The following is a 12,543-nucleotide window of genomic DNA, read 5'->3' on the forward strand; positions in this document are numbered from 1 at the left end:
GCCCGGCCGGTGCCGACCGGCGCCGGCCGGGTCGTCGGACGTGGAAGGGAGGGCCCCGATGGCCTACTTCGCCAGACGCTTCGCCTTCTTCGTCGCCACCCTCTGGGCGGCGGTGACGCTGAACTTCCTGATTCCCCGGCTTCAGCCGGGCGACCCGGCGGAGGCGATGGTGTCCCGGCTCGTCGGCCGGAGCGAGAGCGTCGATCCGGCCCAGGTCGAGGCGGTACGCCTGATGCTCGGCACGCCCGAGGGCAACCTCCTCGACCAGTACGTGCACTACCTCGGCGCGGTGCTGCGGGGCGACTTCGGGATCTCGTACAGCTACTTCCCGTACCCGGTCACCCACATGATCGGGCAGGCGCTGCCCTGGACGGTCGTCCTGGTCGGGGTCACCCAGATCCTCTCGTTCGTGGTGGGGACGCTGCTCGGCGCCTGGGCCGCGTACCGCCGGAACAGCCGGACCGACTCGGTGATCACCCTCGGTTCCACCTTCATCGGCACCCTGCCGTTCTTCTGGGTGGCGCTCCTGCTCGTCTACGTCTTCGCGATCACGCTGCGCTGGTTCCCGGAACGCGGCGGGTACGGCGGCGGCAGTAGTCCGGGCTGGAACTGGCTGTTCATCTCGGACGCGTTCCAGCACAGCGTCCTGCCCGGGCTCGCCCTGCTGATCACCGGGCCGATCGGCTGGATCATCGGGATGCGGAACAACATGGTGCAACACCTGGGGGAGGAGCACACCCGGCTCGCCGTCGCCCGGGGACTGCCCCGGCGCCGGATCGCGCTCGCGTACGGTGCCCGGATCGCCATCCTGCCCAACGTCACCGGCTTCGCCATCGCGCTCGGCGGCCTGGTCGGGGGCACCGTGCTGGTGGAGACGGTCTTCAACTATCCGGGGATGGGACGGCTGCTGCTCGAGGCGGTGTCCAACCGGGACTACCCATTGATGCAGGCGATCTTCCTGTTCGTCACCATCGGCGTGCTGGTGGCGAACTTCCTGGCCGATGTCCTCTACGGGGTGCTGGATCCCTGGGTCCGAAGGGCGGAGACGACATGAGCGGGCACAGCCGGCGAACCATCGGGGTCAGGGCGGCGTCCCGGGGCGGCCCCGCCCCCGGTCCGCTCCGCGGCCAACGTCGGACCGGCGCCGGTCCGGACCCGGTCCGGACCGCCCGGCGCGGCGGGGTGCCGGCATGAGCACGTCCGTACCGGCGGTGCCGGTCCCCGGTGCCGATCCCGAGCGGGTGCAGGCCACCGCCGTCGACCTCGGGCGCCGGTCGTGGCTGCCCGGCTGGTTCCTCATCCTCTGGCGCAACCGCAAGTGCCGGATCGGCCTGGTGATGCTGGCCGGCTTCGCGCTGGTCGCCCTCCTCGCCCCGGTGCTCGCCCCGGCCGACCCGCGGGACGACTCCTTCCCGACCTCGGCTGGCCCGTCCGCCGCGCACTGGTTGGGTACCACCGCCCAGGGTGAGGACGTCCTCTCCCAGCTGATCTTCGGTGCCCGCACCTCGCTGGTGGTCGGGATCGCCGCCGGGGCGCTCTCCACCCTGATCGGCCTGGTCGTCGGACTGACCGCCGGCTACCGGCAGGGTCTGGTGGACGAGGTTCTGTCGTTCGTCATCAACCTCGGGCTGGTGGTGCCGACGCTGCCGCTGATGGTGACCCTGGCGGCGTACTCGCCGGTACGGGGCCAGTGGCTGATCGTTCTGGTCATCAGCGTCACCGGCTGGGCGTACGGCGCCCGCGTCAAACGGTCGCAGATCATCACCCTGCGGACCCGCGACTACGTCACCGCGGCCCGCTTCGCCGGCGACCGCACGGCCCGGATCATCGCCCGGGAGATCGTCCCCAACATGACCTCCCTGATCGTCGCCGGCTTCATGGGAGCGACGCTCGGCGCGATCGGCGGCGAGGCGGGACTGGCCTTCCTCGGTCTCGGTGACCCGCAGACGGTGAGCTGGGGAGGCATGCTCAACGAGGCCAGCCTCGGCGGCGCCATGCTGACCGGGCAGTGGGCCTGGCTGATCGCCCCGGGTCTCGCGCTGTCGCTCCTGATCACCTCGTTCACACTGGTCAACTTCGGGGTCGACGCGCTCAGCAAATCCGCGCCAGCCGCAGGTCCGGATCGGCTCCATTCCCGGCCGTCCACCGGACCTCTCCCGTGATCACGACGGATGCCTGTTCGCCCCGCGCTGCCCGTACGCCGAGGAGGCCTGCCGCCGGCGCCACCCGGCGCTCCTCCCCGACCGCGCCGGGGCGGTCCGGTGCCTGGTGGCCCAGGAGGACCGGCTGCCCCCACCGGGCGCGGCCGTCGCCACCCCGGCCGGCGGCGACGCGTCCGCCGATACGGACGCCGCCGGGGCCGGTCCGGCAGAGGGGCCGGACCGGTTCGGTCCGGTCCTCGTGGTCGAGGACGTCGACAAGCGGTACGTCACCCGGCGTGGACTGCGCACCACCTCGATTCACGCGGTGCGCGGCGTGTCGCTGGAGCTCCACCGCGGCCGGGTGACCGCCCTGGTCGGGCAGAGCGGCAGCGGCAAGAGCACCATCGCCCGACTGGTCACCGGGGTCGAGCGGCCCACCTCCGGCCGGGTCCGGTTCCGCCCCGACCCGGCGGCCGCGGGCGCACCCGACCCGGGCCCGGAGGGCGAGATCCGGGTGGACCGGCTGCGCGGCCGACCGCTGCGCGAGTACCGGCGGCACGTGCAGATGGTGTTCCAGGACCCGTTCAGCGCGCTCAACCCGACCCGGACGGTCGCGTACGCCCTGTCTCGTCCGCTCGTCAACTACCGTGGCCTGCGGGGCGCGGCGGTGCGGGACCGCGCCGCCGAACTGCTGGAGGCGGTGGGGCTCGCACCGGCCGGGCAGTTCCTCGACAAGCTGCCGCACCAGCTCTCCGGCGGGCAGCGGCAGCGGGTGGTCATCGCCCGCGCCCTGGCGCCGGAGCCGCAGGTCCTGGTCGCCGACGAGCCGATCTCCATGCTGGACGTCTCGATCCGGGCGGAGATCCTGGACCTGCTCGGCGCGCTGGTGCGTCGCCAGCGGCTGGCCATGCTCTACATCACCCACGACCTGTTGAGCGCCCGGGTGCTCGCCGACGAGGTGCTGGTCCTCCGCGAGGGCACGGTGGTGGAGCGCGGGGCGACGCTGGAGGTGATCGGCGCGGCGCGGCACGACTACACCCGGCTCCTGCTGGACGCCATCCCGACCCCGTTCGCCGGGGAACCCCGGCCGGCCTGACCCGCCGGCCCCGCCGCCGGTCCGGTCAGCCCAACCAGGCCGCGGCGCCCGGTGGCAGGGTCGCGCCCGGCACCGGCGCGCTGGCGAGGAGCACCTCGGCGCCGTAGCGCCGCCAGGGCACGGGCCGGTCGGAGAGGTTGGCCACGCAGGTCGGTCCGGCGCCGCGGCGGAAGGCGAGGACTTTCTCCGGTCCGGGCAACCAGGTCGGCACCGGCGACCGGCCGCGCCAGAGGGCGGTACGCAGGGCCAGCGCGGACCGGGTGAACGCCAGCGCCGAGCCGGGGTCCGTCGACTGGACCTCGACCGACCACGAGCCCCAGTCGGGCGGCTGGGGCAGCCACGGCGTCGAGCCCGCCGGCCCGAAGCCGTAGGGGGCGGGGCCGGCGGTCCAGGGCAGTGGCACCCGGGCCCCGTCCCGGCCCCGGTCGGTGCCGCCGGAACGGCGGTACACCGGGTCGCGGATCGCGTCGTCCGGCAGGTCCACCTCGGGCAGGCCGAGCTCGTCACCGGCTGGCCGCCCGCCGAACGTCGTGGCTGCCGTGCACCCAGGCCGGCAGCCGGCCGTGCCGGGTGGTGACGGCGAGCAGCTCCGCCGCGCCCTCCCGCCAGTCCGCCGCCCGCAGCGGCCAGAACAGCGGGTCCATCGCGAAGGCCTGACCGAGTTCGTCGGGCCGCAGGTACGGACCCAGCACCCCGGGCCCGCCCCACACCTCAGCGACGCCCAGCCGGTCGCCCGGATACCCGGCGAGGATCCGTGCCCACCGCCGGTACACCTCGTGCACCTCCGGCAGGTCGCTGTACGGCGCCGGGTCGCCCGGCCGCCAGCCCGGCGGCAGCTCCGGGTAGTCCGGATCCTTCGCGATCGACCCGGCGGCGTCGAACCGCACCCCGTCGACCCCGCGGTCGAGCCAGAACCGCAGCGTCGCGGCGGCGTCGGCGGCGACCTCCGGATGGTCGTGCCGCAGGTCGGGCTGCTCGACGTCGAACAGGTGCAGGTACCACTCGCCGTCCCCGAACGGTGCCCAGGCCGGACCGCCGAAGATGGACGGCCAGCCGTTCGGCGGCAGCTCGCCCCTCGGGCCCCGGCCCGGCCGGACGTGGAACCGGGCCCGCTCCGGCGAACCCGGGCCGGCCCGACGGGCGGCCTGGAACCACGGGTGGGCGCTGGAGACGTGGTTGAGCACCAGGTCGACGATGACGCGCAGGCCCAGCCGATGGGCCTCGGCGACCAGGTCGTCCACATCGGAGAGTGCGCCCAGCCGGGGATCGACCGCGCGGTGGTCCGTGACGTCGTACCCGGCGTCGTGGTCGGCGGTGGGGTAGAACGGGGTCAGCCAGATCGCGTCCACCCCGAGGTCACGCACGTACTCTAGCCGGCTCCGGACCCCGGGCAGGTCACCCAGGCCGTCGCCGTCGGAGTCGGCGTACGAGCGGACGTAGATCTCGTAGGTGACGGCCTCGCGCCACCAGGGGCGTTCCACGGTCACGGCACCAGCTCGATCAGTGACATCGACGGCATCGGCAGCGGCACGGTGAGGTCGACGGCCCCGTCCCCGGGAGTGACCCGGTACGGCGGGTGGACGTCGGCGAGCCGGTCGGCGGCGCGCAGCCGTGCCCACTGCTCCTCGCTCGGCCAGGCGGTCACGCCGAGGCGCCGCGCGGTGGCGCCGAGATTCGACGTCTCGTCGTCCAGGCGCCGGTGTCGCAGCCGGTACGCCGACGCCGCCAGCCCCTCGATCCGGAGCCGGACCCGCCGGTCCAGCCAGCGCCGGTGGGACGCAGGCCGGTCCAGCACCCCCTGGTCGAGGGTGCCGTTCCACACCACGACGGCCACCCGCCCGGTCGCCGGGTCGATCGACGGCCAGGCCCGCACCAGCGAGCCGGCGCCGTCGCCCTCGATCTGGTGCTCGGTCTCCCACTCGGCGAGCTGGTCGAGCATCCACAGGGCCCAGAACCGTGGCTTGGCCAACCCGCCCACCGAGAGCAGGCCGAACCCGCCGTGCAGCAGGGCCGGCGGCCGGCCCAGCTCCTCGAAGTGGTCACTCGCGACCCAGCAGGAGAGCGCCGCGACCCGGCCGGCGGCAGACCGCATCCCGGTCGCGACGAACGCGGCGGCCCACGCGGTGTCGTTGACCGGAGCGAAGTGGGTGGGCGTCGGTCCCCACTCGGTCCAGCGCAGCGGCGTACCGGCCCGGCCGTGTCGGGCGAGGAGGGGCCGGAGGTCCACGGGCGGGCTGCCGTAGACGTGGGTGGAGAGGAAGTCCAGCGGTGCGCCGGTCGCCTCGACGTGGGCGAGGAACGGCGCGATCCAGCGGGTCGCCGCCGTCGCCGGGCCGCCGACCGGCAGCTCCGGGCAGGCGCGGCGGACGGCATGGGCGGTGACCTCGTACAGCCGGAGGTAGTCGGCACGGCTGCCGGTCCAGAAGCAGTCCAGGTCCGGCTCGTTCCACACCTCGACCGCCCAGTGGCGCACCTCCGCGACGCCGACCCGGTCGCGCAGGTGCCGGACCAGGTCGCCGACCAGCCCGGCCCAGCGGTCCCAGTCTCGGGGCGGGCTGGCCACGCCGGCCGCGGTGACCTCCCGCGACGGGTCCCGGGCCAGCGCCCTCGGCATGAACGACAGCTCCAGCACCGGTCGCAGCCCGGTCGGCGCCAGCGCGTCGAGCACGGCGTCCACCCCGGTGAAGTCGTGCACCGGTACGCCGTCGACCTCGCGGTAGACGCCGAGGTCGTCGCCGAGGATGCCGTGCGCGCGTACCCGTGCGACGCCGAGTTCCCGCCGTACCCGGCCCAGCGCGGCGGCGAGTCCGGCGCCCATCTCCTCGCCGCCGACCCGGGCCCGGCAGAGCAGCAGGCTCAGGTGCTCGGAGCCGATCATGTCGCGCCACGGCCGGTGCAGCGGTCCGGTCGGGCGGTGGGCCCGCACGGTCAGCGTCACCTGGCCCTCCCCCGCGCATCGGGCCGTGCCGTGGCGGCCGGGCGACCACGTCGTCACCGGCTCCGACGGTGGGCCCAACGGCTCCGCGTCGGACCGGTCGGGGTCGAGGAGGGGCCGGACCGCGTATCGGACGGACCGGCCGGGCTCGACGGTGGTGTCCGGGTACGGCGGGCCGGGGACGGCGAGCAGGTCGCCGCCCCGGTGGTCGACCACCCGCGCCGGACCGTCTCCGTCGGCCCGGTGCACGAGGTAGCCGACGGCACCGGGCACCGGGTCCCAGTCGACGGTGACCTGGCCGCGCCCGACCCGGACCCGTACCTGGGGACGGGGTGGCACCGGCTCAGGCTCCGGTGAGCTCGACCAGTACCGCCCCCGGTTGGGGGACGTGCAGGTCGACGACGACGGCGTCGCCCTCCGTCGCGGTCTCGACCCGCTCCGGCTCCAGCGCGTCGACCCGGCGCAGCGCCGCCCACTGCTCCTCGGTGGGCCAGTCCGCCACCCCGATCTCCGCCGCGACGGTGGTGATGTCGCCGTGGGCACGATCCAGTCGGGTGACCGTGGCGGCGCGCCCGGCGGCCCCCGGGACGACGAGCCGGACCCGCCGGGCGAGCGCCGGGTCACCGTCCCGCTTGGACTGGTCGAGGGTGGAGACCCAGACCAGCACGGCGAGGCTCCCGTCGTCCCGTCGGCTGGCCCAGCACTGCACCAGGCCGTCGGCGCCGTCGCCGGACGCCCGTACCGGCAGCTCGGTGTCGCCGAGCCGGGCGAGCAGCCGTAGCGCGTGGTAGCGCGGCTTGGCGATCCCGCCGACGGTGAGCAGGCCGAAGCCGCCGTGCAGCAGCCGTGGCGGCCGGCCCAGCTCCTCGAAGTGGTCGCTGGCCACCCAGTACGACAGGGCGTCCACCCGCCCCGCGGCGGATCGCATTCCGGTGAGCAGGAAGGTCGCCGCGAACGCCCCGTCGTTGACCGCATGGAAGTGGGTCGGGGTGACGCCCCACTCGGTCCAGAGGATCCGCGCCTCGGGGAAGCCCCATCGGGCCAGCGTCGGCCGGAGGTCCAGTGGTGGGCTGCCGTAGGTGTGGGTGGAGACGAAGTCGACCGGCGCCCCGGACCGCGTGGCGTGCGCCAGCAGCGCGTCGACCCACCCGGCGGCCGCCGACGACGGTCCGCCGACCGAGATCCGTGGGTCGACGTCCTTGACCGCCTGCGCGGTGACGTCGTAGAGGCGCAGCCACTCGTCCCGGGTGCCGGACCAGAAGACCTCCAGGTTGGCCTCGTTCCACACCTCGAAGTCCCAGCCCAGCACCGTGTCGCCGTAGCGGTCGAGGAGGTGGCGGACCAGCGCCCGGACCAGGTCCGCCCAGCGGTCCCAGTCCTTGGGCGGGGAGATCACGCCACGGTACTCGAAGACCGTCCGTTCCGGATCGCGGGCCAGCGCCGCCGGCATGAACCCGATCTCCACGACCGGCCGCAACCCGGCGTCGCGCACCAGGTCGTACACCGCGTCGACCCCGGAGAAGTCGTACACCGGCTCGCCGTCGACCTCCCGGTAGACCCCGAGGTCGTCGTGCAGGATGGCGTGCGCACGCACCGCCTCGACGCCGAGCTCGGTGCGGACCCGACGGAGCGCGGCGAGGAGCTCCGCCCCGATCTCCCGGCCGTCGGAGAGATCGCGGCAGAGCAGCTGGGAGAGCCGCTCACTGCCGATCATCGGCTGCCACGGCCGGTGCAGCGGGGTGCCCGGGGCGGTGGTGTCGACCCGCAGCTCGACGGTGGGCGCGGTGCCGTCCGGGGGAAGAGCGGCGGCGAGCACGGGTGTGCTGAGCGGTCCGGTCACCGTCACCTCCGGGACGGCGGCGACGGCGTAGGCGTACCGCACGCCGGGCTCGCCGGTGGTGTCCACGTACCAGGTGTCGGGCACGGCGAGGACGTCGCCGCCCAGGTGGTCGACCGGGGTCAGCTCCCCGGTCGGGTGGCCGTCCGGGGCCGGGGCGCGGTGCACGAGATAGCCGACGGCGCCCTCGACCGGTGACCAGGAGAGGCGTACGTGACCGACGCCGGGAACCGCGGTCAGGCCGTCCGGCGCGGGAGGCAGCGGCACGCCGTCGCCGCCCTCGTCGCGGCGCAGGCCGATCCGGGCCTCCCAGTCGGTCCGGGCGTTCCAGGCGGGCTGGTTCTCAGCGGTGGTGGTCACCGGGCGTCTCCCAGGTGTCTCAGGTGGATCCGACGCAGAGACTGTAACCGGTTACGGCGCCGCCCGCGCTACCCCCGTCTCGCTCTCAGGGATTCGCGGTGGGGCGGGACGTCGCCCACCCGACGGTGAGATCCGTCATGCCGGTTGGGCGCGGCGACCTGGGAATCGTAAGGTTAGCCGAACCTAATTCGAGGGTGTGAGGACAGCGTCGTGACGATCGTTGCGGCCCGGGCGGCCGAGCCCGGAACCCGGTCCGGCCGTCTCCACGGCCGGCGCGCGGGGGTCGCCGTCGCCGCGGCCGGACTGCTGCTCGCGGTGACGCTGGCGAGCCTCGCGCTCGGCAGCAAGCCGCTCACCCCGGGCCAGGTCTGGCACGCCCTGGTCGCGCCGGACGGCGGCGAGGCGAGCGTCATCGTCCGGGAGCTGCGCGTGCCGCGTACGCTGCTCGGCCTCACCGTCGGACCCGCCCTCGCCCTCGCCGGCGTGCTTCTCCAGGCGCTGACCCGCAACCCCCTCGCCGAGCCGCGGATCCTCGGGGTCAGCGCCGGCGCCTCCCTCGGGGTGGTGGTCGCGATCGCGGTCGCCGGCGTCGGCACCCTCGCCGGATACGTCTGGTTCGGTGTCGCCGGCGCGTTCCTCGCCGGTCTGCTCGTCTTCGGCATCGCGCACCGCACCCGGGAGGGCGCCAGCCCGGTGACCCTGGCCCTGGTCGGTGTCGCCCTCGACGCCAGTCTCGGCGCCGTGGTGATCGGCCTGCTCACCGTCGATGCCCGTACCTTCGAGGACTACCGGTTCTGGGTGGTGGGCGGGCTGACCGGCCGGGACGCCGCCGTCGCCGCCCAGGTCGTGCCGTTCGTGCTCGCCGGTGTGCTGCTCGCCGCGTTCGCCGCCCGGGGTCTCGACGCGCTCGCCCTCGGCGACGATGTGGCCCGGGGGCTCGGGCACCGGGTCGGGCTGGTCCGGCTCGCCGGCGGCGCCGGTGCCGTCCTGCTCACCGGGGCCGCCGTCGCCGCGGCCGGGCCGATCGCGTTCATCGGGCTCGCCGTGCCGCACCTGGCCCGGGCGCTGGTCGGCGCCGACCACCGCTGGACCCTCGCGCTGGCGGCGCTGCTCGGGCCGGCGCTGCTGCTCGCCGCCGACATCGTCGGGCGTCTGGTCGCACCCCCCGGCGAGGTGCCGGCCGGGATCGTCAGCGCGCTGCTCGGCGCGCCGCTGCTGGTGGTGCTGATCCGCCGGGCCCGGGTGGTGACGGCATGAGCGGGCGCGCCGAGTGGGCCGGCCGGTCCGGCCGGCCGGGCCGTGGCGCCGGGCGCCGAGGGGAGCGACGGTGACCGTCCTGCCCGCAGGCCGGACCCTCGTCCGGCTCGGCCCCGCCCGGCTGGTCGTCCGGCACCGGCCGGTCCTGGCCGGCGCGGTCCTGGTCGTCCTGCTCGCCGCCGCCGTCGTGCTCGGCCTCTCCCTCGGCACCCCGTACGTCGCCCCGGCCGACGTGCTCCGGTCGCTCTCCGGCGTCGGCACCCCGTACGACCTGGTCGTACGCGACCTTCGGCTGCCCCGCGTCGTCCTGGCCGCGGCGGTCGGCGCGGTCTTCGGCGTCGCCGGCACGCTGATCCAGAGCGTCACCCGCAACCCCCTGGCCAGCCCGGACGTGGTCGGCATCACCCAGGGCGCGGGACTGGCCGCCACGGTCGCGCTGACCGGGGGCGCCGCCGCGGCGCTGATCGCCCCGGCCGCGCTCGCCGGAGGGCTCGCCGCCGCGGTGGTGGTGCTGGTGCTCGGGCTGCGGCACGGGCTGGCGGCGCACCGGTTCGTCCTGGCCGGGGTTGCCGTCGCGGTGGCGCTGCGGGCGCTGACCGAGGTGGTGATGCTCGCGGCGGACCCGGTCGACGGGATCCGTGCCCAGCTCTGGCTGGTCGGTACCCTGGCCGGCAAGGGCTGGCGGGAGGCCGCCTACCTGGGGGTGACCCTGCTGGCGCTGGTGCCGGTGCTGCTCTGGGCCGGGTGGGCGCTGAACGGCAGCGCGCTCGACGACGACACGGCCCGGGGGATCGGGCTGCGGCCGGTGGCCCGGCGGGTGGGACTGGCCACCACCGGCGTCCTCGCCGCCGCGATGGTCACCGCCCAGGTCGGTGCGGTGGACTTCGTCGCCCTGGTCGCCCCCCAGGTGGCCCGGCGGCTCGTCCGGGCCGAGCGGCCACCGCTGCTCTGCGCCGCCCTGGTCGGGGCGCTCCTGGTCGTCCTCGCCGACCTGGCGGGCCGCCGGCTCTTCGCACCCACCCAGCTCCCCGCCGGGGTGCTGACCGCCGCCCTCGGTGGGCCGTACCTGATCTACCTGCTGGTCCGCGGCCGACGGAAGGTCTGCTAGATGCTCTCCACCCGTGATCTCACCGTCGGGTACGACGACCGGACCGTCCTCGACGGCCTCGACGTCGACCTGCCCGCCGACGCGTTCACCGTCATCGTCGGGCCGAACGCCTGTGGCAAGTCCACGCTGCTGCGCGCCATGGCCCGGCTGCTCGCCCCGCGCCGGGGCACCGTGCTGCTGGACGGTACGGCAATCCGCGACCTGCCGACCCGCGCCGTGGCCCGCCGGCTCGGGGTGCTGCCGCAGAGCCCGCTGGTCCCCGAGGGCGTCACCGTCGCCGACCTGGTGGGCCGGGGCCGACAGCCGTACCAGCGGTGGTGGCGGCAGTGGTCGGCCGAGGACGAGGCGGCGGTCCGCGCGGCGATGGCGCTGGCCAACGTCGACGAGCTGGCCGACCGGGCCGTGGACAGCCTCTCCGGCGGGCAGCGGCAGCGGGTCTGGATCGCGATGACCCTGGCCCAGGAGACCGAGGCGCTGCTGCTCGACGAGCCGACGACGTTCCTCGACCTCGCACACCAGGTGGAGGTGCTCGACCTGCTGCACCGGCTGCGCGTCGAGCGCAACCGGACCATCGTCGCGGTGCTGCACGACCTCAACCAGGCGGCCCGGTACGCCGACCACCTGATCGCGATGCGGGCCGGCGCGGTGGTCGCGGCCGGCCCGCCGCGCGAGATCCTCACCGCGGATCTGGTCCGCGACGTCTTCGGGCTCGACTGCGTCGTCGTGCCCTGCCCGGTGAGCGGGGCGCCGCTGGTCGTCCCGTCGCTGACCACCTCCGTTCGTCCGAAAGGTTCCCCATGCGTCGCAGAGTCATCGCCCTCGTCGTCGCCGCCGCGCTCGGTGCCGGCCTGACCGGATGCCGCAGTGATCCGGTCGGCGGGGAGACCGCCGGCGGTGAGACCCGGACCATCACCCACGCGATGGGCACCACCCGGGTGCCGGCGCACCCGCGGCGGGTGGTGGTGCTGGACACCGACAAGATCGACACCGCCCTCTCCCTGGGGGTGACCCCGGTGGGCGCGGCGAAGGCCGCCGAGAGCGAGGGCTTCCCGACGTACTTCGGGGCCGACCGGGTGGCCGCGATCGCGCCGGTCGGCCTGCTCACCGAGCCCGACCTGGAGGCGATCAGCGCGCTGCAACCGGACCTGATCCTGGGCAGCAAGTTCCGCCAGGAGAAGTTCTACGACGAGCTGTCGGCCATCGCCCCGACGGTCTTCACCGAGCGCGTCGGCATCACCTGGAAGGAGAACTTCCTCCTCGACGGGCAGGCGCTCGGCAAGGAGCAGGAGGCGAAGGAGCTGCTCGCCGCGTACGAGAAGCGGGCCAGGGAGATCGGCGCCAAGATCGGCAACCCGGGGGAGCGGAAGATCTCCGTGGTCCGGTTCCGGCCGACGGAGATCCGGGTCTACGGGCCGGAGTCGTTCTGCGGCATCGTCCTCGGCGACGTCGGACTGGGCCGCCCCGAGCGGCAGTTGCTGGCGAACAAGGCGGACAAGCGGTTCGACGCGGTCAGCCCGGAACGGATCTCCGAGGTCGACGGCGACGTCATCTTCGTGACCGCGTTCGGGGCCAAGGCCGAGGCCGAGCGGAGCAAGGTGACCGGCGGCAGCCTGTGGAAGAACCTCTCCGCGGTCAAGGCCGGCCGGGCGTACCCGGTCTCGGACGAGATCTGGATGCTCGGCATCGGCGTCACCGCGGCCGGGAAGATCCTCGACGACATCGAGCGGTACGTCCCGGCCGCGTGAGCCGGTGCGGGGATGGGGCCTCCGGCGTCGCCCACCGGAGGCCCCACCACATCGGCCGGGACGA

The 12,543-nt window shown here is 74.9% G+C and carries 10 protein-coding genes and 1 pseudogene; 7 read left to right on the top strand and 4 right to left on the bottom strand.

The window, feature by feature from the left end; genetic code table 11:
* The first annotated feature begins 58 nt into the window (after positions 1 to 58).
* The 3 genes and pseudogenes from EF879_RS21510 to EF879_RS21520 all read left to right on the top strand — a co-directional run bounded on the left by EF879_RS21510 (position 59) and on the right by EF879_RS21520 (position 3,237).
* Positions 59 to 1,054: an ABC transporter permease gene (locus EF879_RS21510; RefSeq protein ID WP_123561463.1), complete on the top strand. Its 996-nt coding sequence runs from the start codon at positions 59 to 61 to the stop codon at positions 1,052 to 1,054.
* Positions 1,055 to 1,337: 283 nt separating this feature from the next.
* A pseudogene (locus EF879_RS21515) lies at positions 1,338 to 2,063 on the top strand (ABC transporter permease); the annotation flags it as partial.
* 205 nt (positions 2,064 to 2,268) lie between these two features.
* Entirely contained in the window at positions 2,269 to 3,237 is a 969-nt protein-coding gene (locus EF879_RS21520) for an ABC transporter ATP-binding protein (RefSeq protein ID WP_233604644.1), read from the top strand.
* Between the two features lie 25 nt (positions 3,238 to 3,262).
* Here EF879_RS21520 and EF879_RS28305 read toward each other — a convergent pair whose 3' ends face one another.
* Genes EF879_RS28305 through EF879_RS21535 form a run of 4 tightly spaced genes read right to left on the bottom strand, consistent with a single transcriptional unit; the run spans position 3,263 to position 8,369 of the window.
* Entirely contained in the window at positions 3,263 to 3,721 is a 459-nt protein-coding gene (locus EF879_RS28305) for a DUF3459 domain-containing protein (protein WP_233604645.1), read from the bottom strand.
* Positions 3,722 to 3,740: 19 nt separating this feature from the next.
* Positions 3,741 to 4,724 (bottom strand): alpha-amylase family glycosyl hydrolase, encoded by a 984-nt coding sequence (locus tag EF879_RS21525; protein ID WP_233604646.1) that lies wholly within the window; start codon positions 4,722 to 4,724, stop codon positions 3,741 to 3,743.
* Complete coding sequence (locus tag EF879_RS21530; RefSeq protein ID WP_123561475.1) at positions 4,721 to 6,511, bottom strand: xylan 1,4-beta-xylosidase; 1,791 nt, start codon at positions 6,509 to 6,511, stop codon at positions 4,721 to 4,723. Before EF879_RS21530 ends, EF879_RS21525 begins: the two co-directional genes overlap by 4 nt.
* 4 nt (positions 6,512 to 6,515) lie before the next feature.
* Entirely contained in the window at positions 6,516 to 8,369 is a 1,854-nt protein-coding gene (locus EF879_RS21535) for a xylan 1,4-beta-xylosidase (protein ID WP_123561477.1), read from the bottom strand.
* Between the two features lie 210 nt (positions 8,370 to 8,579).
* Here EF879_RS21535 and EF879_RS21540 point away from each other — a divergent pair, with 210 nt between their 5' ends.
* From EF879_RS21540 to EF879_RS21555, 4 genes are all read left to right on the top strand, one after another.
* The gene (locus tag EF879_RS21540; RefSeq protein ID WP_123561479.1) at positions 8,580 to 9,626 is read left to right on the top strand and encodes an iron ABC transporter permease; all 1,047 of its coding nucleotides are present in this window, start codon (positions 8,580 to 8,582) and stop codon (positions 9,624 to 9,626) included.
* Between the two features lie 70 nt (positions 9,627 to 9,696).
* The gene (locus EF879_RS21545; RefSeq protein WP_233604647.1) at positions 9,697 to 10,734 is read left to right on the top strand and encodes an iron chelate uptake ABC transporter family permease subunit; all 1,038 of its coding nucleotides are present in this window, start codon (positions 9,697 to 9,699) and stop codon (positions 10,732 to 10,734) included.
* The gene (locus EF879_RS21550; protein ID WP_233604648.1) at positions 10,735 to 11,586 is read left to right on the top strand and encodes an ABC transporter ATP-binding protein; all 852 of its coding nucleotides are present in this window, start codon (positions 10,735 to 10,737) and stop codon (positions 11,584 to 11,586) included.
* Positions 11,532 to 12,479, top strand: a complete 948-nt coding sequence (locus tag EF879_RS21555; RefSeq protein WP_123561482.1) for an ABC transporter substrate-binding protein — start codon at positions 11,532 to 11,534, stop codon at positions 12,477 to 12,479. Before EF879_RS21550 ends, EF879_RS21555 begins: the two co-directional genes overlap by 55 nt.
* The last annotated feature ends 64 nt before the right edge of the window (positions 12,480 to 12,543 follow it).

The organism is Micromonospora sp. HM5-17, from assembly GCF_003762835.1.
Lineage (GTDB): Bacteria > Actinomycetota > Actinomycetes > Mycobacteriales > Micromonosporaceae > Plantactinospora.

What these genes read in the sequence shown, in the direction of transcription:
- EF879_RS21550 (WP_233604648.1), top strand. Translation starts at nt 10,735, where the DNA reads ATGCTCTCCACCCGTGATCTCACCGTCGGGTACGACGACCGGACCGTC.
- EF879_RS21510 (WP_123561463.1), top strand. Translation starts at nt 59, where the DNA reads ATGGCCTACTTCGCCAGACGCTTCGCCTTCTTCGTCGCCACCCTCTGG.
- EF879_RS21555 (WP_123561482.1), top strand. Translation starts at nt 11,532, where the DNA reads ATGCGTCGCAGAGTCATCGCCCTCGTCGTCGCCGCCGCGCTCGGTGCC.